Origin of the sequence: Streptomyces sp. NPDC005898 (genome assembly GCF_040629635.1) — a bacterium.
Classification (GTDB): domain Bacteria; phylum Actinomycetota; class Actinomycetes; order Streptomycetales; family Streptomycetaceae; genus Streptomyces.
Genome location: NZ_JBEXWC010000020.1, coordinates 37,558 through 60,133 on the forward strand (window position 1 = coordinate 37,558; position 22,576 = coordinate 60,133).

The window sequence follows — 22,576 nt, forward strand, 5'->3', positions numbered from 1 at the left end:
GGAACCGTGCCGTCCGGGGCGCCGGGTCACGCACCCCTCCGAGGGGGAAGAACCGGACATCGGGCGAAGTGCCCGTATCGCTCCCGATGGCAACCACCTCGTAACCCGTAACCCCCTGTTGCGCTACGCGCGTTGACTCTAGGCTGCGCTCGGCGGAATCGCCCTTCCAGTCGTCTCACACCATCCCCAGGGGGACACGTGTCAGCCACATCCCGGCCCCGCGGGCCACGGCCCGGACGCCGCGCCACGCGCGTACTCGCCGCGGCCGCCTCGCTCGCCACCATCGGCGCGCTGGCCGCCGCCCTTCCCGCGAGCGCGGGACAGGCCCACGCGGGCGGGGGCGAGGGCGGCGGGAAGCGCACGGTGGACGTGCAGCTCCTGTCGTTCAACGACTTCCACGGCAACCTCCAGCCGCCCGCCGGCTCGTCCGGCCAGGTCACGGAGAAGCAGCACGACGGCACCGAGAAGAAGATCGACGCCGGTGGCGTCGAGTACCTCGCCACGTCCCTGCGCACCGCCCGCAAGACGCACCCCTACAGCGTCACCGCGGCCGCCGGTGACCTCATAGGCGCCAGCCCGCTGCTCTCCGGCCTCTTCCACGACGAGCCCACGATCCAGGCGATGAACAAGCTGGACCTGGACGTCACCAGCGTCGGCAACCACGAGTTCGACGAGGGTGCCAAGGAACTGGCCCGCATGCAGTACGGCGGCTGCCACCCCAAGGACGGCTGCTTCGAGAAGGACAAGGCCGGCAGGCCCAAGGAGTTCGAGGGCGCCGACTACCCCTACCTCGCCGCGAACGTCACGGACGAGAAGACCGGCAAGCCCATCCTCAAGCCCTACTGGGTGTGGAAGCACAAGGGCGTGAAGGTCGGCTTCATCGGCGTCACCCTCGAAGGCACCCCGAACATCGTCTCCGCCGATGGCGTCAAGGGCCTGAAGTTCCACGACGAGATCGAGACCGTCAACAAGTACGCGAAGATCCTCGACCGGCAGGGCGTGAAGTCCATCGTCACGCTCATCCACGAGGGCGGCGCCCCCGCGAGCCAGACGTACAACTACGACTGCGACTCGCCGGGCGCGGGCGACGGCATCTCCGGGCCCATCACCGACATCGCCAAGGGCATCACGCCCAAGGTCGACGCGCTCGTCACCGGGCACACGCATGCCGCGTACGTCTGCACGATCCCGGACCCCTCGGGCAAGCCCCGCATGGTGACCTCGGCGTCCTCCTACGGGAAGCTCTACACGGACACCACGCTCACGTACGACCGCAGGACCAAGGACATCGTCCGGACGAGCGTGCGGTCCGCGAACCACGTGGTGAGCCGGGAGCAGGCCAAGGCCCCCGACATGACCTCGCTGATCAACCGCTGGGACAAGCTGGCCGCGCCCGTCGCGAACCGGCCCGTCGGTTACATCGCCGGTGACATCCCCGGCCGGGGCGCGGGCGTGCCCGAGTCCCCGCTGGGCGACCTGATCGCGGACGCGCAGCTCGCGCACGCCAAGTCCCTGGACCCCGAGGCCGACCTGGCGCTGATGAACCCCGGCGGCATCCGCTCCGACCTCGTCCACAAGGCGAGCGGCGGTGAGGGCGACGGCGTCGTCACCTACGGCGAGGCGTTCACCGTGCAGCCCTTCAGCAACACCGTCAACCTCGTCGACCTGACCGGCGCGCAGCTCGTCACCGCCCTGAAGCAGCAGGTCAGCGGCGCCAACGAGGCCTCCCCGAAGATCCTCCAGGTGTCGGACGGACTCACCTACACGCTGGACATGACGAAGACGGGGGCCGACCGGGTCGTCACCGACTCGATCAAGCTGAACGGCAAGGCGCTCGACCCGTCGGCCACCTACCGCGTCGCGCTGAACTCCTTCCTCGCGGGCGGCGGCGACGGCCTGCCCGAGCTGGGCAAGGGCGCGAAGCCGCTCGTCGGCGCCGACGACCTGAAGGCGTTCAACGACTATCTGACCGCCAACTCCTCGGCGGCCAAGCCGATCGCGCCGCCGAAGGCGGACCGGATCACGATCGTGAAGTAGCGCTCACCTCGGCGCTTACCGGAGGTAGAGCTTGGGGTGGGGTGTGAACGTATGGTGAGATCATCTGATGCGTTCCCCCCACCGCATAACCCCGCAACCGCCCCCGGACCAGCCCTACAGCACCCCCAACCAACCCGCCGGAACCCCGAGCCGGCCCGCCGGCGCCACGGATTGGCCCGCCGGATCCCCGAACCGGCCCGTCGAAACCCCGGTAAAGCCCTACCGCAACCCGTACGACGAGCTGGCCGACCTCGCTCCGAACCCCCTGGAGGAGTTCCTCCACGAGGACAAGTCGGCCGAGGCGGAAGCACCTTGGGAGCCGCCCAACCACCGGCGGGGCAGCCGCCGCCGGGGTCGCGGCCGGGGCAAGGGCCGGGGCAGGTCCCGCCGCCGTTTCGCCCGGCTGCCGCTCGCCGCGAAGGCCCTGGTGGCCGTCCTCGTCGCCACCGCGTTCCTCGCCCTCGGCGACCGCTGGGCGCTGCTCTACGCCGAGCACGAGGCGGCGGAGAAGTTCAAGCAGCAGCTGGACCTGAGCGCGGCGCCCGAGGTCGACATCGAGGGGTTCCCGTTCCTCACCCAGGTCCTCGACCAGCGCCTGGACCGGGTGAAGGTGACCGTCCCGGACGTCGCCGCCGACCGCGTCTCGCTCGCCAAGGTCTCCGCCACCGCCACGGACGTCACGCTCCTCGGGGACGGGCCCACCTCCATCAAGGGCGCCCGCATCGGCGCGATGGACGGCGAGGTGCTGCTCTCCTTCGACGACCTCAACCGCGAACTGGGCGCCTCCCAGGTCACGTTCACCGGCAAGGGCCGCGACCAGGTCCTCGCGCGCGGCACGCTGCCCGTCGCCGGGCACGACCTGAAGGTGCGCGCCGACGCCCGTATCCAGCGCAACGGCGAGCGCGGGATCTCCACGGACATCGGCGGCATGAGCCTGCAACTGGGCGACCTCGCGACGTACCGGCCGGGCACCCGCGAGAAGGAGGGCCTGCACCTGTCGCGCAGTTCCGCCGACCGGGTGGCCAAGGAGACGGCGAAGGCGAAGGCGCTGCTGTCCGTCCCCGCCATTGTGAAGCGGCTCGGCGTTCCCGACTCCGTCGTGCGCAAGGCCCTCAAGAGCGACGCCAAGCTGGGCGAACTCACCGGGTCACCGAAGTTCGTGGACGACGTGATGGGCCTGAACCTCATCGACGTGGCGATGGGCCACCCCGCGCTGCTGAAGAAGCTCGGCCTGGACCCCGCCCTGCTCAAGGGCCTCGCCCAGCTCACCCGCCCCGCCCTGGCCGACCGCCTCACCCTCGCGTTCCAACTGCCGAAGCTGCCGGGCGAGGGGACGGTGGCGCTGCGGGACGTGACCGTGGAGAAGGAGGGCATCCGCGTGCGGCTGACCGGGACGGGCCTCGGCTTCGCGCCGTAGGCCGGTAGGCCAGCAATCCCGTATGACCGCAGGCCCATCGGGCCGTTTCCCGGAGGCGTACGCACCGGCTCGCTCAGGGGAGTTCGCTGGGCGGGGGCGTCGACGCTCCCGGGAGGCGGACGGAGGCCACCGTGCCGCCGCCGTCCGCCGCGGCCAGCGTCACCTCGCCGCCGGACTGGCGCACCGTGCGGTCCACGATGGACAGGCCGAGGCCGGAGCCCGGCAGGCTGCGGGCGGACGGCGAGCGCCAGAAGCGGTCGAAGACGTGGGGGAGTTCGTCGGCGGCGATGCCGGGGCCGTGGTCGCGCACCGTCAGTTCGCCGCCCCGCAGGCCCACTTCGACGGTCGAGCCCGGCGGGCCGAACTTGACCGCGTTGTCCAGGAGGTTGACGACGGCGCGCTCCAGGGCGGCCGGTTCCGCGCGGACGTACCAGGGCGCGAGGTCGGCGGCGAAGGTCAGTTCGGGGCCGCGCAGGCGGGCCCGCTCCAGGGCGTTCTCCACCAGGTCGTGCAGGGCGATCACCTGCACCTTGCCGCCGCCGTGGCCCGCGTCCGGCCGGGACAGTTCCTGTAGATCGCCGATCAGTGAGGCCAGCTCCGTCATCTGGGCCTTGACGGAGGCGAGCAGGGCCCGGCGGTCGTCGGGCGGGATGGCCCGGCCGGTGTCCTCGCTGCGGGCGAGCAGCTCGATGTTGGTGCGCAGGGAGGTCAGCGGGGTGCGCAGCTCGTGGCCGGCGTCGGCGATGAGCTGCTGCTGGAGGTCGCGGGAGGAGGCCAGCGAGGCGGTCATGGAGTTGAAGGACTCCGACAGGCGGGCGATCTCGTCGTGGCCGTCCACGGGGATGCGCAGGTCGAGGTCCTCGGTGCGGGCCACGTGTTCCACGGCCTCGGTGAGCCGGTCCACCGGGCGCAGACCGGTGCGCGCCACCCAGAGGCCGGCGGCGCCCGCGCCGAGGATGCCGATGCCGCCGACGGCGGTGAGCAGCAGGGCCAGCTTGTTGAGGGGTTCGTCGATCTCGGAGAGCGGGCGGGCCAGGGACACCGTGTAGCGGCCGTCGGGGTCCACCTGGGTCAGGACGCGCACCGCCGCCCCGTCGTCGGTCCTGGCGTCGTGCAGGGCCTGGGGCCGCAGGTGCTGGGCCACTTCGACGTCGCTGTCCTGGACGACGACGGGGGTGGAGCCGCGGCCCACGCAGCGGGAGCCGTCCGCCTGGACGATCTGGACGAAGACGGTGGTGGTGCCGGGGGATGTCTCGGCGTTGGGGCGGGTGCGGTCGTCGTTGCACTCGGCGGCCGTGACGTCCAGGTAGACGCGGCCGACGTTCAGGCTGCGCAGCGAGTCGTCCAGCTGGCCGCGCAGCTGGGCGCGGGTCAGCACCCAGCAGGAGACGGCGACCGCCGCGACCGCGAGGGCCACGGCGACGGTGACGAGCAACGCCAGCCGCGAGCGCAGCGGCAGCCCCCGGAACCGCCGGACGGGCCCGCTCACTCGCCGCCCCTCAGGACATAGCCGACGCCCCGCACGGTGTGCACGAGGCGGGGCTCGCCGCCCGCCTCCGTCTTGCGGCGCAGGTACATGACGTAGACGTCCAGGGAGTTGGAGGTGGGCTCGAAGTCGAAGCCCCAGACGGCCTTGAGGATCTGCTCGCGGGTCAGGACCTGCCGGGGGTGGGCCAGGAACATCTCCAGGAGGGTGAACTCCGTGCGGGTCAGCTCCACGGTGCGCCCGCCCCGCGTGACCTCGCGCGTCGCCAGGTCCATGCGCAGGTCGGCGAAGGCGAGGGTGTCGCCCTCCTCGGCCCGCCCCGCGCCGGCGGCGTACGAGCTGCGCCGCAGGAGCGCGCGGATGCGGGCGAACAGCTCGTCCAGTTCGAACGGCTTGACCAGGTAGTCGTCGGCGCCCGCGTCGAGCCCGGTGACGCGGTCGCCGACCGTGTCGCGCGCGGTCAGCATCAGGATCGGCGTGGTCGATCCGCCGGCGCGGAGCCTGCGGGCGGCGGTCAGGCCGTCCATGCGGGGCATCTGGATGTCGAGTACGACGAGGTCGGGGCGGTGCGCGGCGGCCTTCTCCAGCGCGTCGGCGCCGTCCACGGCGACCTGCGTGCCGTACCCCTCGAAGGCGAGACTGCGTTGCAGCGCCTCCCGCACGGCGGGCTCGTCGTCCACGATCAGGATGCGCTGCTGCTCGCGGTCACCGGCGCGGTCGCCTTCGGCGGGGCTCATGGGCTTCGGACTTCCTCGGGTAAGGGGCGGAAACGGGGCCGTATCAGCCTCGCACGCGGAGGTGGCCGGGGTCAGTCCGTGGCGCCGGAGCGGAGGGTGTCGAGGTCGGCCTTGACCGTGTTGACCGGGATGGCGAAGCCGAGGCCGACGCTGCCGGACGCGGCGTCGCCGCCGGCCTGCGCGGACGAAGCGGGCGAGTACATCGCGGAGTTGATGCCGATGACGTTGCCGTTCATGTCGATGAGGGCGCCGCCGGAGTTGCCGGGGTTGAGCGAGGCGTCGGTCTGGAGGGCCTTGTACGTGGTCTTGGACGACCCGGTGTCGCCGTTGAACTCCTGCCCGCCGAACTCGAAGGGCCAGCCGCCCCGGGGCCCCTGCTGCTGTTCCTGGCCCTCACCGGTGGGGACGGTCACGTCCCGGTCGAGCGCGGAGACGATGCCGCTGGTGACGGTGCCGGTCAGGCCCTCGGGGGAGCCGATGGCGACGACCTCGTCACCGACCTTGACGCCGTCGGAGTCGCCGAAGGTCGCCGGCTTCAGCCCGGAGGCGTTCTTCAGCTGGATGAGCGCGAGGTCCTTCTTGCTGTCGGTGCCGACGACCTCGGCGTCGTACGTCTTGCCGTCGTTCGTCCGCACCTTGATCGAGGTGGCGCCGGAGACGACGTGGTTGTTGGTGACGATCTCGCCGTCGCTCCTGGTGATGACCCCGGAGCCGGTGGACTTGCCCTGGGCGGTGGTGGCGCTGATCTCCACGATGCTGGGCGCGACGGCCTGCGCGACCCCGGAGACGGTGCCCCGCTTGCCGGCCGGCACGACGGCGGTGCTGGTCGCGGAGGTGGTGGTGGCGCCCTGGTCCGTCAGGGTCTGCACGGCGTACGCGGTGCCGCCGCCGACGGCCGCGGCCGCGATGGCCACCGCGGCGAGCAGGGCCGCGGGGCGCTTGGCGCGGCGGTTCCTCGGGAGGGTGGGGATGGTCCGGGTCGCCTCCGGCGCGTAGGCGGGCGGGGGCGGGTACGCGCCCTGCGTACCGCCGTGGTGCACCGGCGCGGACGGCTGCTGCGTGGGGTACTCGCCGCTGTGGCGGAAGGTCTCGGTCATGCCTTCGAGAGTGACCGGCGCACATGAGAGCTGCCTGAGTACGTCCTGAGAAGCCCGGCAGAAGTGCGTATGCCCCATATAAAGTCCGGGGCGCCGCTTGCCGGGCCCGGGGCGATGCGGCTACGCGGGCGTACCCGCCGGAGTGCTCACCGGCAGCCGCAGGACTGGCGTACGACCAGCCGCGAGGGGAACAGTTTCAGGCGCTCCCGGCGGGAGCCGGCCACGCGCAGGCCGTCGTCCAGGACGAGGTCCACCGCGGCGCGGGCCATCGCGGGCCGGTCGGAGGCCACCGTGGTCAGCGGCGGATCGGTCAGGCCCGCCTCCTTGACGTCGTCGAAGCCGGCGACGGCCAGCTCGCCGGGCACGTCGATGCGCAGCTCCCGCGCGGCCCGCAGCACGCCGATCGCCTGGTCGTCCGTGGAGCAGAAGATGGCGGTGGGCCGGTCGGGCCCGGCGAGCAGCTCCAGGCCGACCTGGTAGGCGTCGTAGCGGTTGTACGGGGCTTCGAAGAGGCGCCCCTCCACCGACCGGCCGGCCTCGCGCATGGCGCGCCGCCAGCCCTCGACGTGGTCGGAGACGGGGTCGCCGACGGTCGGGGTCCCGGCCATGCCGCCGAGGCAGGCGACGTACTCGTGGCCGTGTTCCAGCAGGTGCCGGGTGGCGAGCTGCGCGCCGCCCACGTCGTCCGTGACCACCGCGACGTCGTCGATGGCCTCGGGCCGCTCGTGCAGCAGCACCACGCGCGCGTCCCAGGCGTCTATCTCGGCGGCGGCCTGGTCGGTCAGGCCGTGGCTGACGAGGATGAGGCCGGAGACCCGCATGCCGAGGAAGGCGCGCAGATAGTGGGTCTCGCGCTCCTCCACGTAGTCGGAGTTGCCGACGAGGACCATCTTTCCGCGCTCGGACGCCGCCTGCTCGACCGCGTGCGTCATCTCCGCGAAGAACGGCTGGCGCGCGTCCGGCACGATCATGCCTATGAGGTCCGTGCGCCGGGACGCCATGGCCTGCGCGACCCGGTCCGGGCGGTAGCCCAGCTCCTTGATCGCGGCGAGTACACGCTCGCGCGTGGCCGGGGCGACCGGCCGGGGTCCGTTGTTGATGACATAGCTGACGACGGCGGTCGAAGTACCCGCCAGTCGCGCCACGTCATCCCGAGTCACCTTGGCCACGCGCGGAGTCTACGCGGATGGAACTCCCGCTGGGCAGGCCGTACGGCGGCTTCCTACGAACCGGCCTTCGCGGCCGACCGCGCCTTCTCCCGCGCCTTCTCCTCGGCCTCCTTCTTGGCCTTCTCCTCCTCGGCCGCCCGCTCGACCTTCTCCGGCACCACGAAGCGGTAGCCGACGTTGCGGACGGTGCCGATGAGCGACTCGTGCTCGACGCCGAGTTTCGCGCGCAGCCGCCGCACGTGGACGTCGACCGTGCGCGTGCCGCCGAAGTAGTCGTAGCCCCAGACCTCCTGGAGCAGCTGGGCGCGCGTGAAGACCCGGCCCGGGTGCTGCGCCAGGTACTTCAGCAGCTCGAACTCCTTGAAGGTCAGGTCGAGGACCCGGCCCTTCAGCTTCGCGCTGTACGTCGCCTCGTCCACGGAGAGGTCGCCGTTGCGGATCTCCATGGGGGAGTCGTCGGAGGTGATCTGCTGGCGGCCCATCGCGAGCCGCAGCCGCGCCTCGACCTCGGCGGGCCCGGCGGTGTCCAGGAGCACGTCGTCGATGCCCCACTCCGCGGTGACGGCCGCGAGGCCGCCCTCCGTGACCACGAGGACCAGCGGGCAGCCCGGTCCGGTGGAGCGCAGCAGCTGGCAGAGGCTGCGCACCTGGGGAAGGTCCCGGCGGCCGTCGACGAGGATGACGTCGGCGCCCGGGGTGTCGACGAGGGCGGGCCCCTCCGCCGGGGCGACGCGCACGTTGTGGAGGAGCAGGCCGAGGGCGGGGAGCACCTCCGTCGACGGCTGGAGGGCATTGGTCAGGAGCAGCAGAGAGCTCATCGCGTCTCGCCCCCGAGCTGTCGGGCCCGCTCGGGCAGGGGGGAGCCCCACCCCGGCTCTGTCCTGCGGTCGTGCACGGTTCGCTCGCCCATAACGTCGGTTCCTCCTCGGTCCCTGCGGAGGGCTCCCCCCGGCTCCTGCGAGCCGGCGGGCGTTCACGGCACTGCTTCGTACGTGTTCTCGGTGGCTCGGTGACGCGCCTGAAAGCACAAAAGGACCCGGGGGCTGCGTCGCCCGGATCCTCTGCCCAGCACAATAGCTCACATGAGTTCCGGTCCGGCAGGTCAAGCGGCGCGATCCTCTGTGCCGCCGATCACTCCAGCGTCGTCCCGCGTTCCGCGGCGCGCCATGCTCCGTACGCCGGACGGGGTCGCCGTCGACGCCGCGTACGACCCGGGTCCCGGGGGCGCGGACGAGGTCGCGATCGTCGTCGCGCACGGCTTCACCGGTGACCTCGCGCGGCCCCACGTGCGCCGCATCGCGGGCGTGTTCGCCCTGCGTGCGGCCGTGATCACCTTTCCTTCCGGGGCCACGGGGCCTCCGGCGGGCACTCCACGGTGGGCGACCGCGAGGTGCTCGACCTGGCGGCGGCGGTGGAGTGGGCGCGCTCGCTGGGCCACGCGCGCGTGGTGACCGTCGGCTTCTCGATGGGCGGTTCCGTCGTCCTGCGGCACGCCGCGTCGCACCGGGGGCGCACGGAAGCGCGGACGGACGCGGTGGTCGCGGTGAGCGCCCCGGCGCGCTGGTACTACCGGGGCACCGCGCCCATGCGCCGGCTGCACTGGGTCGTCACGCGCCCCGCCGGGCGCGCGCTCGGCCGCCTCGGGCTGCGCACCCGGATCCACCCGCACGAGTGGGACCCCGTCCCCCTTTCGCCGGTCGAGTCCGTCCCCCTCATCGGCGCGACCCCGCTGCTCGTCGTGCACGGCACCCGGGACCCGTACTTCCCCCTCGACCACCCCCGGACGCTGGCCGCCGCCGCGCCGCACGGGGCCGAGCTGTGGCTGGAAGAAGGCATGGGGCACGCGGAGCACGCGGTCTCGGACGAGCTGGCCGGGCGGATCGCGGCGTGGGCCACGGCATCATGGACGTCGGCAACCGCCGACTGAGAGGAGAGGTCGCATGGTGAACGGCACCATTCGTTACTGGGCCGCCGCCAAGGCGGCCGCGGGCGTCGCCGAGGAGCCGTACGCGGCGACGACGCTCGCCGAGGCGCTGGACGGCGCCCGCGAGCGGCACCCCGGCGAACTGGCCCGGGTGCTGCGGCGCTGCTCCTTCCTGATCGACGGTGCCCCCGTAGGCACCCGCGGGCATGAGACCGTACGGCTGGCCGAGGGCGGCACGGTCGAGGTGCTCCCGCCGTTCGCAGGAGGATGAGCGCCATGTCCGATCAGCCGTACGAGGGGTATGAGGGGTACGAGGGCCACGACCCGTACTCCGGGCAGCGCCACCCCCACCCCCACTCCCCGTATCCCGAGCAGCAGCAGTACCCGCAGCAGCCCTACCCGGAGCAGCAGCAGTACCAGCAGCAGCCCTATCCGCAGCAGCCTCACCCCGGGCAGCAGCCGTACGCCCAGCAGCCGTATCCGGAGCAGCAGCCGTATCCGGAGCAGCAGCAGTACCCGCAGCAGCCGTATCCGCAGCAGTCCTACCCCCAGGAGCGGTACCCGCAGGCGCACGGCCATGAGCAGCACGCCGCCCAGGACCAGTACCTCCAGCAGTGGGAGGGGCAGACCTGGGAGACGCAGGCGCAGCCGCCCGTGGCGGTGGACGTGACGGAGACGGCGTACCTGCCCCTCCAGGGCGAGGCGCCGGCACCGGTCGCCGCGCGAAGTGCCGCGCAGGCCCCGGAGGAGGGGCCCACCTACGGCCGCGCCACCACCACCGGCAACGCCCGCGTCACCGACGCCCAGCGGGCCCGCGCCGAGGGGCGCTCGCCCGTCATAGAGCCGGGGATGCAGCCCGCCGCCCTGACCGCGGTCCTCGGGCTGCTGCTCGCCGCGGGGGCCGCCGTCGGGCAGTACGCGCTGCTCGTGCCGCTGGTCATCCTCCAGGCCGTGACCGCCGCCGGCTGGTTCCGCCTCAACGGCATGTGGCCGGCCCGCCAGGGCATCGCGCTCGCCTTCCTGGGCGGGGTCGCCGCCGACGCCGCGCTGCTGGCCGTGGGCAAGGAGCACGCGCCCGCCGCCATCCTCGGCACGCTCGGGGTGTGGGTGCTGCTGGTGCTGGTCCTCCAGCTGCGCAGCCGCGCGGGCGCCGACGAGCGGATGTACGGGCTGATGGCCACTGTCGTGTCGGCCGCCCTCGCGATCATCGCGGCCGGGCACCTCGCGGCCGCCGCCGACGCCGTCACCGTGGGCTGTGTCGCGGTCGCCGCGGCGATCATCGCCCGCGCGCTGCCGCTGCCCACGCCCGCCTCCGTCGTCGTCGCGCTGCTCGCGGCGACCGGGGCCGGTCTCGCCGCCGGCGGGATGACGGACCTCGGCACCAAGGGCGCGCTGCTCGCCCTCGGCGCGGGCGTCTGCGCGCTGGTCGGACACCGGGTGGCCAGTTACGACTACCCGTCGAGATTCGTGCACATGACGGCGGGCGTCGCGCTGCCGCTGGCGGCCGCCGCGCCGGCCGTCTACGTCCTCGGGCGCGCCATCGGCTGACCCGCGCCCGCGGCGCAGCGTTCGTCACAGCTGTACGACAGGTCCCCGGCCGCCCCCATCGGCCGGGGACCTGTCCTTTAGGCTCGCGGGGGACAGCCGACACGGGGGATCAAGGTGGGGGAACGCCGGACATGAGCAAGCGCGCCGTACGAATACTGCTGATCGTCGTCGTGGTCCTCGGGGGTCTGTTCGTGGCGGCCGACCGGCTCGCCGTGAACTTCGCCGAGGGCGAGGCGGCGGAGAAGCTGCGCACCAACGAGGGCCTTGCCGAGGAACCCGACGTCTCCATCAAGGGCTTCCCCTTCCTGACCCAGGTCGCGGGCGGCGAGCTGGACGAGGTGGAGGTCGGCATCAAGGACTACGACGCGAAGTCCGGCGCCGACTCGATCCGCATCGCCGACCTGGAGGCCCGCATGAAGGGCGTGAAGTTCTCCGGCGACTACAGCTCGGCGACCGCCGCGACCGCCTCGGGGACGGCCCGCGTCAGCTACGACGAGCTGCTGAAGGCGAGCAAGTCCGAGCCCGTGGACCTGCCGCTCGGCGCCCAGGGCAAGGTCATCGGCCTCTCCGACGGCGGCAACGGCAAGATCAAGGTCGAGGTCGAGGTCAGCAAGGGCGGCGCGAAGCTCCCCAAGCCCGTCCACGTGCTCAGCTCGGTCCGCGTCGAGGGCGACCACATCAAGGTGCACGCCGACGAGATCCCGAAGAAGCTGGACGTCCTCGGCATCTCCATCCCGCTGCCCGAGGGCATGGTCCGGGACGTCACCGACTTCGACCAGAAGATCGACGACCTGCCGGCCGGGATCAAGCTGAAGAGCGTCGAGGCCGCGCCGGACGGCGTGGACATGTCGGTGACCGGCTCGAACGTGAGCCTCACCGGCTGATTCCCGCCGCCCTCCCGGGGCCCCTGTCCGCAGTGCGAGACGGGGCCGTCCGGCGGGCGGATGTGACGCGAGCTACAGGGAGCCCGCGACCCCACCGGGGCGGTCGCGGGCTTCAACCATTCTCAGATGGTGGACGATCGTGTCTCACTATGCGGAGCGCCGGTGACACAGCCGCCCCGGCATCCCTACGATCGGCACCATGAAGCGACAGGCGGACCTCACGAAGCGGCGGGCAGTAGACCTGTGCCGCGTCGCCGCCATGCTCTGTCGCCCCGTCTAGCGGGAGCCGTCACTCCCGTATTCCCCCGGCCCGACGACGACTTCGGTCAGGGCCGCCCCCCGTGCACGTACGCCGCGCCTCCCCGCGTTTTGCAGGCGTACCCGCACGTCCCCTCGCACAACCGTACCGCCGTAACTGCCCCGGAGGAGAGAAGCATGAGCCGCAGCGACGTCCTGGTAGACGCCGACTGGGTCGAGGCCCACATCGACGACCCGAAGGTCGTCATCGTCGAGGTCGACGAGGACACCTCCGCCTACGACAAGAACCACATCAAGAACGCGGTCCGCATCGACTGGACCAAGGACCTCCAGGACCCGGTCCGCCGCGACTTCGTCGACCAGGAGGGCTTCGAGAAGCTCCTGTCGGCGAAGGGCATCGCGAACGACTCCACCGTCGTCCTCTACGGCGGCAACAACAACTGGTTCGCGTCGTACGCCTTCTGGTACTTCAAGCTCTACGGCCACCAGGACGTGAAGCTCCTCGACGGCGGCCGCAAGAAGTGGGAGCTGGACTCCCGCGACCTGGTCGACGGCTCCGAGGTCCCGAACCGTCCGGCCACCCAGTACAAGGCCAAGCCGCAGGACACCTCGATCCGCGCCTTCCGCGACGACGTCGTGGCGGCCATCGGCGCCAAGAACCTGGTCGACGTGCGCTCGCCCGACGAGTTCAGCGGCAAGCTGCTCGCCCCGGCCCACCTCCCGCAGGAGCAGTCGCAGCGCCCCGGCCACGTGCCGAGCGCCCGCAACATCCCGTGGTCGAAGAACGCCAACGACGACGGCACCTTCAAGTCCGACGAGGAGCTGAAGGCGCTCTACGAGGCCGAGCAGGTCGACCTCGCCAAGGACACCATCGCGTACTGCCGCATCGGTGAGCGCTCGGCCCTGACCTGGTTCGTCCTGCACGAGCTGCTCGGCCAGACCAACGTCAAGAACTACGACGGCTCCTGGACCGAGTACGGCTCGCTCGTCGGCGTGCCGATCGAGCTCGGCGCCAACAAGTAGCGCTCCCGACCTCCCCCCTCCCCCTCCTCCCCTCCCTCTCATCTCAGGACCCTCAGGAGTACGACATGTGTGGAGCAAAGGTCGGCGGCCCCGACGCTTCGACGATCAAGCCCGGTGAGACCACCATCCAGGGCCAGGTGACCCGCGACGGCGAGCCCGTCACCGGGTACGTGCGCCTGCTCGACTCGACCGGCGAGTTCACCGCCGAGGTCCCCACCTCGGCGACCGGCCAGTTCCGTTTCTACGCCGCCGAGGGCACCTGGACCGTCCGGGCGCTGATCCCCGGCGGCACGGCCGACCGCACGGTCGTCGCGCAGCAGGGCGGCCTCGCGGAGGTCGCGATCGCGGTCTGATCCGCCTCGCGCCGAGAACGGCCGAGGGGCCGCACCCCAGGGGGTTGGACGCCACTGGAACGGGGTGCGGCCCTTCGGCGTGTCCGGGCCTAGTCTGGAGACATGTACGCGCGACGGCGCCGCAGCTACTTCGTCATGATGGGCACGTGCATCGCCCTGTTCGTCCTGGCCTGGGGCGTCGTGCGGCTCTGGTCGATCCCCGTCGCGGTCGGCATGTGCGTCGTGGCGATGGTGATACCGCCGCTCGCCGCCATGGTCGCCAACCGGCGGGGACCCGACGACCGCTGGTGGGACGACCCGTCGGGCGACCCGAAGTCCGACGAGTGGTGGGACGAGCTGGACGGCCGGCGCCCCCGTCAGTAACGGTCGGCGCCCCCGTCAGTAACGGCCGGCGCCCCCGTCAGTAGACGAGCGCCTGGACGCCGTCCGTCGTCGCCTCCTGGACGAAGACCTGCGCGCCCGCGATCCGCACGCCGGGGATGACGTCCTGCTCGGAGATCTCACGGCGCGCCGCGCACTGCGTGCAGAGCGTGATCCGGCCCGCCGCCATGATCGAGCCGATCAGATCCGGCAGCGGCGCGGCATGCGGAAGATCGAACTCCGCCGCGCGGCCCGGCAGCGCGAACCACGAGGACTCACCGGTCAGCCACAGCGACACCTCCACCCCGCTGGCCACGGCCACGGCCGCCACCGTGAAGGCCTGGGAGCAGCGCTCGGGGGCGTCGGCCCCGGCGGTCACCTTGATCACGAGCTTCTTCGCCATGGCCGCATCGTAAGGCCCCTCACAGAGAGGGACGGGCTTCGCCCGACTACAGTGGGACCGGCTCTGATACCTGCCCCAACAGCTCACCGAGGAGCACCCCGTGCTTGAGGCCTTCTTCTCCGCCCTGCTGGTTCTTGTCTGCGTCGGCGTTCTCGCCTTCGCCGGGCTCACCGTGAAGAAGCTGTACCAGGGCCAGCGCTGACCCCCACCCGTCGCCCGACCACACAGATCGCCTGAGCTTCCCATGATCGAGATTCCGTCCGACCTGAACCCCTCCCTCGTCCCCCTCGCCTTCCTCCTCGGCAACTGGGCGGGCGCGGGCGTCACCGACTTCCCCGGCGCCGAGAAGGCGAACTTCGGCCAGGAGGTCTCCTTCACGCACGACGGGCGGGACTTCATCGAGTACCGCTCGTACACCTGGGTGCTCGACGCCGAGGGCAACAAGGTGAAGCCGCTGGAGACCGAGTCCGGCTTCTGGCGTGTCGACAAGGACCGGAAGGTCGAGGTCGTCATGGTCCGCGACGACGGTGTCGTCGAGGTCTGGTACGGCGAGCTGGCCGACAAGAAGCCGCAGATCGACCTGGTCACGGACGCCGTCGCGCGCACCCCGGCCGCGGGCCCCTACACCGGCGGCAAGCGGCTCTACGGCTATGTGAAGGGCGACCTGATGTGGGTCGGCGAGAAGCAGACCCCCGAGGTGCCGCTGCGCCCCTACATGTCGGCGCAGCTCAAGAAGGTCGTCACGCCCGAGGAGGTCGCCGACATGGCGCGCAATCTCGGCGATCTCCCCGACGACGGCATCGCTTTCTTCAAGTAGACCTAGACTTGGCGGCGTGGCGAGCACCGACTCCGACTGGAAGAGCGACCTGCGGCAGCGCGGCTACCGGCTGACACCGCAGCGCCAGCTTGTCCTCGAAGCCGTCGACGCCCTGGAGCACGCGACCCCCGACGACATCCTGAGCGAAGTGCGCAGGACGGCGTCGGGGGTCAACATCTCCACGGTCTACCGCACCCTGGAGCTCCTGGAGGAGCTGGGCCTGGTCAGCCACGCCCACCTCGGGCACGGCGCGCCGACGTACCACCTCGCGGACCGCCACCACCACCTGCACCTGGTCTGCCGGGACTGCACGGACGTCATCGAGGCCGACACCTCCGTGGCCGCGGAGTTCACCGCCAAGCTGCGGGACACCTTCGGCTTCGACACCGACCTGAAGCACTTCGCGATCTTCGGGCAGTGCGGGAAGTGCCGCCAGGAGTAGCGCGGAGCCCGGCCAGAAATAAAAGCCGGCGCCCGCTGGTCGTACTCTTTGTGAACATGAAGAGCCCCCTGTTGTCCCTGCCCGGCGCCGTCCCCGCCGAGGGCGTGGACGAAGGCGTCGCCGCCCACTACGGCGAACTGTTCCGCGAGCAGCGTTCCCTCGCCGACGGCGCCGGTTTCGTCGACCTCTCCCACCGCGGGGTGGTCACCGTCACCGGCTCCGACCGGCTGAGCTGGCTGCACCTGCTGCTCACCCAGCACGTCAGCGAGCTGCCCGCCGGCCAGGCCACCGAAGCGCTGATCCTCTCCGCCAACGGCCACATCGAGCACGCCCTGTATCTCGTGGACGACGGCGAGACCATCTGGGCGCATGTCGAGCCCGGCACCCAGGGCGCCCTCATCGCGTACCTGGAGAGCATGAAGTTCTTCTACCGCGTCGAAGTCGCCGACCGCACCGACGAGTTCGCCGTCGTGCACCTGCCCGCCGGTTCCATCGCCCCGGCCCCCGAGGGTGTAGTCGTACGCGAGACGGCGTTCGGGCGCGATCTGTTCCTGCCGCGCGCCGGCCTGGAGGCGTACGCGGCGGACAACGGCCCGGCGGCCGGGCTCCTCGCGTACGAGGCGCTGCGGGTGGAGGCCCACCGGCCCCGTCTCGGCTTCGAGACCGACCACCGCACGATCCCGCACGAGCTGGGCTGGATCGGCACGGCCGTGCACCTCCAGAAGGGCTGCTACCGGGGGCAGGAGACCGTCGCCCGCGTCCACAACCTCGGCAAGCCGCCGCGGCGGCTCGTCTTCCTCCACCTGGACGGGAGCGAGGTGCACCTGCCGGTGGCCGGTACGCCGCTGCAGCTTGCCGCCGAGGGGGCGGAGGGGCGGAAGCTGGGGTTCGTCACGACCGCCGTACGCCATCACGAGCTGGGGCCCATCGCGCTGGGGCTGCTCAAGCGGAACGTGCCGGTGGACGCGGAGCTTCTCGCCGGGGGCGTTGCTGCGGCCCAGGAAGTCGTCGTCCAGCCTTAACTGAACCGCCGCTGCGCGGCGGATGTTTCCCACCCACCCGTCTCGGCCCGTCGGTCACATCTCCAGCAGCACCGTGAACGGGCCGTCGTTCGTCAGGGTCACCCGCATCTGCGCCCCGAACCGGCCCGTCGCCACCGTCGCGCCCAGGGCGCGCAGCCGGGTCACCACCTCGTCCACCAGGGGTTCGGCCACGTCGCCGGGGGCCGCCGCGTTCCAGGTGGGGCGGCGGCCCTTGCGGGCGTCGCCGTAGAGCGTGAACTGGCTGACGACGAGCAGCGGCGCGTCGATGTCGCTGCACGACTTCTCGTCGGCCAGCACGCGCAGCGTCCACAGCTTGCGGGCCAGTTGCGCCGCCTTCTCCGCGGTGTCGTCGTGCGTGACGCCCACCAGGACGCACAGGCCCTCGCCGCTGATCTCGCCCACCGTCTCGGGCCCGTCCTCGCCGTCGACGACCACGCTCGCGCCGTCGACCCTCTGCACCACTGCTCGCATGCGGCCATCATGCCGTGCCGGCCCGGGCGGTCGGAGGCGGCCCGTCCGGCGCTGCGGATCCCCCCATCTGGGGCTGATTCCGGGCACTCATTCACATAGCGGCCACTTGGGGTGGCACCATGCTCACACGCGGTGTACCGCGTAGGCCGGTCGAGGGGACGGGTAGAGGACATGAACACACCGAGCACAGGGCACTCGCCCGGCCGCGTCTCGCTGCGGCGTCCACAGGTTCCGCGGCCTCCCACGCAGCGCACGGGCAGCCCGCTGCTGCCCGCCGTGCCCCAGCACGACCTGATGGCGCGGCGCCTGCCCGAGCTGCGCGAGCTGCGCCGGGCCGCGCAGCAGGACGAGGCCGACCTCAGCTATGTGCGGCGGCTGCTGCAAGGGCGCATCGACATCCTGCGGGCCGAGATCGCGCGCCGCAGGGACCGGCCGGCGCCCCGGCCCAAGGGCGCGGTCGTCGACCGGCTCTCGGAGATCCTCGCGGACGCCCCGGCCCGGCACCGCTCCTCCGCCCGGCACGTCACGCTCGGCACTCCGCACAGCGAGGAGTACCGCCTGCTGGCCACGGAGATGCTCGCCGAGGTCGAGCTGTCCGACCTGGCCGCCCGCACGGACGAGGAGCTGCACACGGCCATGGGCCGCCTCGTGGGGTACGAGCAGCAGGTCTCGCGGTGCCGGCAGTCCCTCCAGCGCACGGCGGACGACTGCAGCGCCGAGATCGCCCGGCGCTACCGGGAGGGCGAGGCGCAGGTGGACGACCTGCTGGTGTGACGGGGGCGGGGGTGGGGCGGCGCCCAGTGGAAATCCCGGTGCGCCGGCGGTGCCGGGCCGCCTAGCGTGGGCGGATGAGCGATCTTGAGGGCGATGGTGCGGACGACGCGGCGGGTGGCGGCGAGGGTGACGCCGAGAGTGGCGGCCAGGGTGGCGGCGAGGGTGGCGTCGAAGTAAGGGCGGTCACCGAGGAGGAGCTGCCCCTCTGGCTGCGCGCGGCCAACGCGGGGTTCCTGCGGCCGCTGGCCACCGTCTCCGACGAGATGGTGGCGTACGCCCGCGCCCGCGGTGACCTGGACCGGTTGCGGGGCGCCTTCGACCGGGGCCGCTGCGTGGGCACGTACCGCTCGCTGCGGCAGGAGCTGACCGCGGTGGGCGGCGCCGCCGTCCCCGCCAACGCCGTCTCGGCGGTGACCGTCGCGCCCACCCACCGGCGGCGCGGCATCCTCACCCGCATGATGACCGCCGACCTCGCGGCGGCGAAGGCGCGCGGCGACGTGGTCGCCACGCTGATCGCCGCCGAGTACGGCATCTACGGCCGGTTCGGCTTCGGCCCCGCGACCTCGATGGCCGAGTGGACGGTCGACGTGACGCGCTCGGGGCTCGACCCGCGCCGGTCGGGGCCGCAAGAGGCCGGGGCCCGCATCGACCTCGTCGACGGCGACGAGGTGCGCAAGTTCGGCCCCGATCTGCACGAGCGGTTCAGGGCGGCGCAGCACGGCGCCATCACCCGCGACGAGCACTGGTGGCAGCGGAACACCGGGCAGCAGGCCATGCCCGAACAGCCCTGGCAGGAGCCGTTCTACGCCCTCTACCGCGACCCCTCGGGCCGCGTCGACGGGCTGGTCGCGTACCGCGCCACCGACGAGGAGTGGAGCGAGACCCTCCAGCCGCGCAACGTCCTGACGGTGCTCTCGCTGACCGCCGTCACGCCCGCCGCCGAGCGGGCCCTGTGGCACTACGTCTGCTCGGTCGACCGGGTCGTGACGGTGAAGTCCGGCTGGCGGGCCCCCGACGACCTGCTCCCGCAGCTGCTGCCCGACCCCCGTGCCGCCAGGGTGACCGGGCACTCGGACTGGCTCTGGGTGCGGATCCTGGACGTCGTACGGGCCCTGGAGGCGCGTACGTACGGCGGGGCGGGCTCGCTCGTCCTGGAGGTCACCGACGCGGCGGGGCTCGCGGGCGGGCGCTATCGGCTGGACGCGGCGGCCGACGGTGTCGCGGTGTGCGCGCCGACCGGCCAGGAGGCCGATCTGACGTTGGGCGTCGCGGAGTTGGGGCGGCTGTGGCTGGGGGACGAGTCGGCGGCGCGGCTGGTGGCGCTGGGGCTCGTGGCCGAGGAGCGGGCCGGGGCGGCCGCGGTGGCCGACACGCTGTTCCGCGCGGCCCGGCGGCCGTGGTGCCAGGACATCTTCTGAGGGCGGGGGCGGTCCGTGAAGGGTGAGCCCCGGCCCCCCGTAGCCGGGAGCCGGGGCTCGCTTTTCCGACGGCCGACCGGTCTCCCGGCTCCCCTCCGGATGGGTTCCCGGTCAGTCGGAACTCGCCGGGTGGCCAACCTCGACGCGGCCCGACCATGTCGCCGAAGTTGGCCACCAACTCCATCTGACTTATCTCCGCCAGGAGTCGACTCATAACCACCTTTCCGTCAACTCCCCAAAGATGGCCCGAAGTTGTACGGTTTGGTGGTGAGCACGGAACACGCGCCCGTCGACGGCGGCCGGGGACGGCGTTCCCACCGCGAGGTGGCCGACGCGCTGCGCGACCGGATCAGGTCCGGTGCGCTGCGGCCGGGCCAGCGCATGCCGACCCAGGCCGAGTTGGCCGACGAGTTCGGCGTGGAGCGCGGGGCCGTGCGCGAGGCGCTGCGCATCCTGCACCATGAGCACCTCCTGTCCGATGCGTCCAAGGGCAGCCCCGCGACGGTCGCCGAAGCGACGGAGCGCGCGCCCGCGTGCGTCGGGTCGGTGCGCCCCCAGCCCACGACGGTCGGCCTCGCGCCGCGCGTCGCGGCCGCCTTCGAGGCCCCGCGCGTGAAGATCGACGCGCTCTGCCTGACCTCCGTCTCGCTGACCATGGCGATCGGCGAACCGCTCCGGCGGATCCACGCCGGGGGGCACAAACCGGCCAAGGTCGACGTGCGGGTGCTGCTGCCGAGCCGGGACATCGTCCTGGCCTTCCCCACGCCGGTCGACGGCGGGGACGAGGGCGGCCGGGTCCACCGCCGCTGGCTCGACCAGCGCAACGCCCAGGGGCAGGTGCTGCGCCACAACCTCCTGGCGCTGCGCGCCTCGCACGGTCTCGACGTGTCGGTGCGCTTTCGCGCGCTGCCGTTCACGCCGCCCGTGAAGCTGTATCTGCTCAACGGCGCGGAGGTGCTCTTCGCGTACTACACGCTCAGCAAGCGGGACGAGGAGATCGGCCAGGAGTCCCTGGAGATGTACGACGCGCAGGGCACGCAGTCGATGCTCTTCCCGTTCCGGCGGGGCGACGGGCTGCGGGACACCACGTTCGTGGACCAGGCCCAGCTGTGGTTCGACGCCCTGTGGGACACGATCAGCCGGGACCTGGAGCTGGCGGCGTGCTGAGGCGCGGCCATCTTGCGCGGTTGGCCACCAACTCCGCCAAGATGGCGCGCAGTTGTATCGTCCGTGACGTCCGGTCGTGACTCAGGAGAATGTCGCAGTGAACGGCAACAGAAAGCTCTCGTCCCAGGACATCGCCGACACCCTGCGCGAGCGCATCCGGACGGGCACGCTCAAGGCGGGCGAAAGGCTGCCGACGCAGGCCGAGCTGGCGGGCGAGTTCGGTGTGGAGCGCGGAGCCGTGCGGCAGGCGATGAAGAAGCTCCAGAGCGAAGGCCTCCTGTCCCACGTCAGCAAGGGCAGCCCGCCCCGGGTCGCCGACGCGGGCCCGGCCCTCGGGCCCCAGGGCCCCCAGCCCTCCATGGTCGCGCTCGCCCCGCGCCTCGCGGCGGCCTTCGCGGAGCCGGACGTACGCGTCGACGTGGTGTCCTACACCGCGGAGACGCTGATGGTCGCCCTCGGGGAGCCGGTGCGCCTGATCCACGAGGGGCGCATCGCGCCGAAGTCCGTCACGGTGCGCATCCTGCTGCCGAGCAGCGACATCCAGCTGGCCTTCCCGGTGCCGATCGACCGGGACGCCGAGAACCGCGAGCGGCTCCACCGGCGCTGGCTGACCCAGCGCAACGCGCAGGGGCAGGTGCTGCGGCACAACCTGCGGGCGCTGCGGGCCTCGCACGGCATCGACGTGTCGGTGCAGTTCCGCGCGCTGCCGTTCACCACGCCGGTCAAGCTGTACCTGCTCAACGGGCGCGAGGCGCTGCTCGCGTACTACACCCTGGGCCCCCAGCAGCTGGAGCTGGGCGACAGCGACAGCGACGGCGGTGAGAACGTCGACCTCTACGACGTGCTGGGCATCAAGGCGCCCCTCTTCTCCTTCGGCAAGGACCCCGTTGCTGCGCGCGACACCCTGTTCGTGGAGGAGTCGCAGAGGTGGTTCGACGCACTCTGGGCAACCATCACCACTGACCTGACACTCTCTTAGGTGACCTCTGACTCGACGCGATCCGACGCGATATGGCCCGAGATGCTCGACGAGGGGACCGAAAGGCTCTACGAACTGATCGGTCCTGTTCGATTCGTTCTCTTCGACTTCGACGGGCCCATCTGCCGCCTCTTCGCCGGGCACTCCGCCGAGGACGTGGCGAAGGACCTGGTCCGGCGTCTCGCGGGTCTCGGCCTGCACGGCCTGCTCACCGACGACGAGCGGCGCCAGCCCGACCCGTACGTGGTGCTGCGCGCCGTCGACCGCCGCCGGCCCCGCAGCGACCTGGTCGAGGAGCTGGAGGAGCTGCTCACCCAGCAGGAGCTGAAAGCCGTGGCCTCCGCCTGGCCCACCCCGCACGTCGACCCGCTGATCCGCACCTGGACGGCGCTCGGCGCCCGGCTCGCCGTGACGACCAACAACTCCCCGCGCGCCGTGCACACCTATCTCACCTCCCGCGGCCTCCTGGAGTGCTTCGCCCCGCACATCCACGGCCGCACCCAGGACCTGCGGCTGCTCAAGCCCGACCCGCACTGCCTGCGGCGCGCCCTGAGCGCGCTGGGCGCCGACCCGAAGTCCGCCCTGATGATCGGCGACGCGCCCACGGACCTCGCGGCGGCCCGGCGGGCCGGCGTCGGATTCCTCGGCTACGCCCGCAACCCGCGCAAGGCCCGGCTGCTGCGCGACGCGGGCGGCGCCGCGCTGGTGTCCTCCCTGGAACCGGTCCTGCGCTGTCTGCGGGGCGGGCGCCGGTAGGCGCGGACGGCGG

At 72.2% G+C, this 22,576-nt stretch carries 24 protein-coding genes and 1 pseudogene; 18 read left to right on the top strand and 7 right to left on the bottom strand.

The features are described from left to right. Nucleotides 1-198 precede the first annotated feature (198 nt). Nucleotides 199-2,037 carry a bifunctional metallophosphatase/5'-nucleotidase gene (locus ABZ385_RS24305; RefSeq protein WP_358913140.1) on the top strand — a complete coding sequence of 613 codons (1,839 nt, stop codon included), beginning with the start codon at nucleotides 199-201 and terminating at the stop codon, nucleotides 2,035-2,037. 67 nt (nucleotides 2,038-2,104) lie between these two features. After that, nucleotides 2,105-3,454, top strand: coding sequence for a DUF2993 domain-containing protein (locus ABZ385_RS24310; RefSeq protein WP_358699343.1), 1,350 nt, complete (start codon nucleotides 2,105-2,107; stop codon nucleotides 3,452-3,454). A 73-nt stretch (nucleotides 3,455-3,527) separates the two neighbouring features. On the opposite strand, the gene ABZ385_RS24315 is transcribed toward ABZ385_RS24310, so the two are convergent. From ABZ385_RS24315 to ABZ385_RS24335, 5 genes are all read right to left on the bottom strand, one after another. Beyond that, a complete protein-coding gene (locus ABZ385_RS24315; RefSeq protein ID WP_358913142.1) occupies nucleotides 3,528-4,943 on the bottom strand; it encodes a HAMP domain-containing sensor histidine kinase in 1,416 nt (471 codons plus the stop codon). After that, nucleotides 4,940-5,677: a response regulator transcription factor gene (locus ABZ385_RS24320; RefSeq protein WP_358584807.1), complete on the bottom strand. Its 738-nt coding sequence runs from the start codon at nucleotides 5,675-5,677 to the stop codon at nucleotides 4,940-4,942. Before ABZ385_RS24320 ends, ABZ385_RS24315 begins: the two co-directional genes overlap by 4 nt. A 71-nt stretch (nucleotides 5,678-5,748) precedes the next feature. Continuing rightward, nucleotides 5,749-6,774, bottom strand: coding sequence for a trypsin-like peptidase domain-containing protein (locus tag ABZ385_RS24325; RefSeq protein ID WP_358913143.1), 1,026 nt, complete (start codon nucleotides 6,772-6,774; stop codon nucleotides 5,749-5,751). A 146-nt stretch (nucleotides 6,775-6,920) separates the two neighbouring features. Then, nucleotides 6,921-7,943 carry a LacI family DNA-binding transcriptional regulator gene (locus ABZ385_RS24330; protein WP_320590568.1) on the bottom strand — a complete coding sequence of 341 codons (1,023 nt, stop codon included), beginning with the start codon at nucleotides 7,941-7,943 and terminating at the stop codon, nucleotides 6,921-6,923. 53 nt (nucleotides 7,944-7,996) lie between these two features. Beyond that, nucleotides 7,997-8,761 (bottom strand): response regulator transcription factor, encoded by a 765-nt coding sequence (locus ABZ385_RS24335; protein ID WP_358584810.1) that lies wholly within the window; start codon nucleotides 8,759-8,761, stop codon nucleotides 7,997-7,999. Nucleotides 8,762-9,025: 264 nt separating this feature from the next. On the opposite strand from ABZ385_RS24335, the pseudogene ABZ385_RS24340 reads away from it, so the two are divergent. The 8 genes and pseudogenes from ABZ385_RS24340 (at nucleotide 9,026) to ABZ385_RS24375 (ending at nucleotide 14,296) form a co-directional block, all read left to right on the top strand. Continuing rightward, a pseudogene (locus ABZ385_RS24340) lies at nucleotides 9,026-9,870 on the top strand (alpha/beta fold hydrolase). 13 nt (nucleotides 9,871-9,883) lie between these two features. Next, on the top strand, nucleotides 9,884-10,138 hold the full coding sequence (locus ABZ385_RS24345; RefSeq protein WP_358584814.1) for a MoaD/ThiS family protein: 255 nt from the start codon (nucleotides 9,884-9,886) through the stop codon (nucleotides 10,136-10,138). Between the two features lie 5 nt (nucleotides 10,139-10,143). Next, nucleotides 10,144-11,415 carry a hypothetical protein gene (locus tag ABZ385_RS24350; protein ID WP_358913145.1) on the top strand — a complete coding sequence of 424 codons (1,272 nt, stop codon included), beginning with the start codon at nucleotides 10,144-10,146 and terminating at the stop codon, nucleotides 11,413-11,415. 131 nt (nucleotides 11,416-11,546) lie between these two features. Continuing rightward, nucleotides 11,547-12,299 carry a DUF2993 domain-containing protein gene (locus ABZ385_RS24355; protein WP_358698813.1) on the top strand — a complete coding sequence of 251 codons (753 nt, stop codon included), beginning with the start codon at nucleotides 11,547-11,549 and terminating at the stop codon, nucleotides 12,297-12,299. Nucleotides 12,300-12,498: 199 nt separating this feature from the next. Next, nucleotides 12,499-12,579 carry an Ms5788A family Cys-rich leader peptide gene (locus tag ABZ385_RS24360; RefSeq protein ID WP_351229977.1) on the top strand — a complete coding sequence of 27 codons (81 nt, stop codon included), beginning with the start codon at nucleotides 12,499-12,501 and terminating at the stop codon, nucleotides 12,577-12,579. 155 nt (nucleotides 12,580-12,734) lie between these two features. Beyond that, the gene (locus tag ABZ385_RS24365) at nucleotides 12,735-13,580 is read left to right on the top strand and encodes a sulfurtransferase (RefSeq protein ID WP_358584820.1); all 846 of its coding nucleotides are present in this window, start codon (nucleotides 12,735-12,737) and stop codon (nucleotides 13,578-13,580) included. Nucleotides 13,581-13,645: 65 nt separating this feature from the next. Beyond that, on the top strand, nucleotides 13,646-13,933 hold the full coding sequence (locus ABZ385_RS24370) for a DUF1416 domain-containing protein (protein ID WP_358913147.1): 288 nt from the start codon (nucleotides 13,646-13,648) through the stop codon (nucleotides 13,931-13,933). A 102-nt stretch (nucleotides 13,934-14,035) separates the two neighbouring features. Continuing rightward, nucleotides 14,036-14,296: a DUF3099 domain-containing protein gene (locus ABZ385_RS24375; protein ID WP_205036447.1), complete on the top strand. Its 261-nt coding sequence runs from the start codon at nucleotides 14,036-14,038 to the stop codon at nucleotides 14,294-14,296. 37 nt (nucleotides 14,297-14,333) lie between these two features. Here the strand turns inward: ABZ385_RS24375 and ABZ385_RS24380 are convergent, their stop codons facing one another. Next, nucleotides 14,334-14,696 (bottom strand): DsrE family protein, encoded by a 363-nt coding sequence (locus ABZ385_RS24380; protein ID WP_358584823.1) that lies wholly within the window; start codon nucleotides 14,694-14,696, stop codon nucleotides 14,334-14,336. 244 nt (nucleotides 14,697-14,940) lie between these two features. On the opposite strand from ABZ385_RS24380, the gene ABZ385_RS24385 reads away from it, so the two are divergent. The 3 genes from ABZ385_RS24385 to ABZ385_RS24395 are packed head-to-tail and all read left to right on the top strand — an operon-like array spanning nucleotide 14,941 to nucleotide 16,977. Beyond that, the gene (locus ABZ385_RS24385) at nucleotides 14,941-15,513 is read left to right on the top strand and encodes an FABP family protein (protein WP_358913149.1); all 573 of its coding nucleotides are present in this window, start codon (nucleotides 14,941-14,943) and stop codon (nucleotides 15,511-15,513) included. Nucleotides 15,514-15,529: 16 nt separating this feature from the next. Beyond that, nucleotides 15,530-15,955, top strand: a complete 426-nt coding sequence (locus ABZ385_RS24390) for a transcriptional repressor (RefSeq protein WP_358584826.1) — start codon at nucleotides 15,530-15,532, stop codon at nucleotides 15,953-15,955. A gap of 56 nt (nucleotides 15,956-16,011) precedes the next feature. Then, entirely contained in the window at nucleotides 16,012-16,977 is a 966-nt protein-coding gene (locus ABZ385_RS24395) for a folate-binding protein (protein WP_358584828.1), read from the top strand. Nucleotides 16,978-17,031: 54 nt separating this feature from the next. Here ABZ385_RS24395 and dtd read toward each other — a convergent pair whose 3' ends face one another. Beyond that, nucleotides 17,032-17,469: a D-aminoacyl-tRNA deacylase gene (dtd, locus tag ABZ385_RS24400; RefSeq protein WP_358584830.1), complete on the bottom strand. Its 438-nt coding sequence runs from the start codon at nucleotides 17,467-17,469 to the stop codon at nucleotides 17,032-17,034. 171 nt (nucleotides 17,470-17,640) lie between these two features. Here dtd and ABZ385_RS24405 point away from each other — a divergent pair, with 171 nt between their 5' ends. The 5 genes from ABZ385_RS24405 to ABZ385_RS24425 all read left to right on the top strand — a co-directional run bounded on the left by ABZ385_RS24405 (nucleotide 17,641) and on the right by ABZ385_RS24425 (nucleotide 22,563). Further along, nucleotides 17,641-18,243, top strand: a complete 603-nt coding sequence (locus ABZ385_RS24405) for an ABC transporter substrate-binding protein (RefSeq protein ID WP_358584832.1) — start codon at nucleotides 17,641-17,643, stop codon at nucleotides 18,241-18,243. Between the two features lie 74 nt (nucleotides 18,244-18,317). Continuing rightward, nucleotides 18,318-19,661, top strand: a complete 1,344-nt coding sequence (locus ABZ385_RS24410; RefSeq protein WP_358913151.1) for a GNAT family N-acetyltransferase — start codon at nucleotides 18,318-18,320, stop codon at nucleotides 19,659-19,661. A gap of 261 nt (nucleotides 19,662-19,922) precedes the next feature. After that, nucleotides 19,923-20,828 carry a GntR family transcriptional regulator gene (locus ABZ385_RS24415; RefSeq protein WP_358913153.1) on the top strand — a complete coding sequence of 302 codons (906 nt, stop codon included), beginning with the start codon at nucleotides 19,923-19,925 and terminating at the stop codon, nucleotides 20,826-20,828. 97 nt (nucleotides 20,829-20,925) lie between these two features. Next, nucleotides 20,926-21,807 (top strand): winged helix-turn-helix domain-containing protein, encoded by an 882-nt coding sequence (locus ABZ385_RS24420; RefSeq protein WP_358584835.1) that lies wholly within the window; start codon nucleotides 20,926-20,928, stop codon nucleotides 21,805-21,807. A 42-nt stretch (nucleotides 21,808-21,849) separates the two neighbouring features. Further along, nucleotides 21,850-22,563 carry an HAD family hydrolase gene (locus tag ABZ385_RS24425; RefSeq protein ID WP_358913198.1) on the top strand — a complete coding sequence of 238 codons (714 nt, stop codon included), beginning with the start codon at nucleotides 21,850-21,852 and terminating at the stop codon, nucleotides 22,561-22,563. The last annotated feature ends 13 nt before the right edge of the window (nucleotides 22,564-22,576 follow it).

Bases quoted from the DNA above. Each gene is read 5' to 3' on its own strand.
- ABZ385_RS24320 (WP_358584807.1), bottom strand. From the start codon at position 5,677: ATGAGCCCCGCCGAAGGCGACCGCGCCGGTGACCGCGAGCAGCAGCGC.
- ABZ385_RS24425 (WP_358913198.1), top strand. From the start codon at position 21,850: ATGCTCGACGAGGGGACCGAAAGGCTCTACGAACTGATCGGTCCTGTT.
- ABZ385_RS24410 (WP_358913151.1), top strand. From the start codon at position 18,318: ATGAGCGATCTTGAGGGCGATGGTGCGGACGACGCGGCGGGTGGCGGC.
- ABZ385_RS24335 (WP_358584810.1), bottom strand. From the start codon at position 8,761: ATGAGCTCTCTGCTGCTCCTGACCAATGCCCTCCAGCCGTCGACGGAG.
- ABZ385_RS24360 (WP_351229977.1), top strand. From the start codon at position 12,499: ATGAAGCGACAGGCGGACCTCACGAAGCGGCGGGCAGTAGACCTGTGC.
- ABZ385_RS24375 (WP_205036447.1), top strand. From the start codon at position 14,036: ATGTACGCGCGACGGCGCCGCAGCTACTTCGTCATGATGGGCACGTGC.
- ABZ385_RS24370 (WP_358913147.1), top strand. From the start codon at position 13,646: ATGTGTGGAGCAAAGGTCGGCGGCCCCGACGCTTCGACGATCAAGCCC.
- ABZ385_RS24385 (WP_358913149.1), top strand. From the start codon at position 14,941: ATGATCGAGATTCCGTCCGACCTGAACCCCTCCCTCGTCCCCCTCGCC.
- ABZ385_RS24405 (WP_358584832.1), top strand. From the start codon at position 17,641: ATGAACACACCGAGCACAGGGCACTCGCCCGGCCGCGTCTCGCTGCGG.
- ABZ385_RS24325 (WP_358913143.1), bottom strand. From the start codon at position 6,774: ATGACCGAGACCTTCCGCCACAGCGGCGAGTACCCCACGCAGCAGCCG.
- ABZ385_RS24365 (WP_358584820.1), top strand. From the start codon at position 12,735: ATGAGCCGCAGCGACGTCCTGGTAGACGCCGACTGGGTCGAGGCCCAC.
- dtd (WP_358584830.1), bottom strand. From the start codon at position 17,469: ATGCGAGCAGTGGTGCAGAGGGTCGACGGCGCGAGCGTGGTCGTCGAC.
- ABZ385_RS24355 (WP_358698813.1), top strand. From the start codon at position 11,547: ATGAGCAAGCGCGCCGTACGAATACTGCTGATCGTCGTCGTGGTCCTC.
- ABZ385_RS24310 (WP_358699343.1), top strand. From the start codon at position 2,105: ATGCGTTCCCCCCACCGCATAACCCCGCAACCGCCCCCGGACCAGCCC.
- ABZ385_RS24380 (WP_358584823.1), bottom strand. From the start codon at position 14,696: ATGGCGAAGAAGCTCGTGATCAAGGTGACCGCCGGGGCCGACGCCCCC.
- ABZ385_RS24395 (WP_358584828.1), top strand. From the start codon at position 16,012: ATGAAGAGCCCCCTGTTGTCCCTGCCCGGCGCCGTCCCCGCCGAGGGC.
- ABZ385_RS24345 (WP_358584814.1), top strand. From the start codon at position 9,884: ATGGTGAACGGCACCATTCGTTACTGGGCCGCCGCCAAGGCGGCCGCG.
- ABZ385_RS24350 (WP_358913145.1), top strand. From the start codon at position 10,144: ATGTCCGATCAGCCGTACGAGGGGTATGAGGGGTACGAGGGCCACGAC.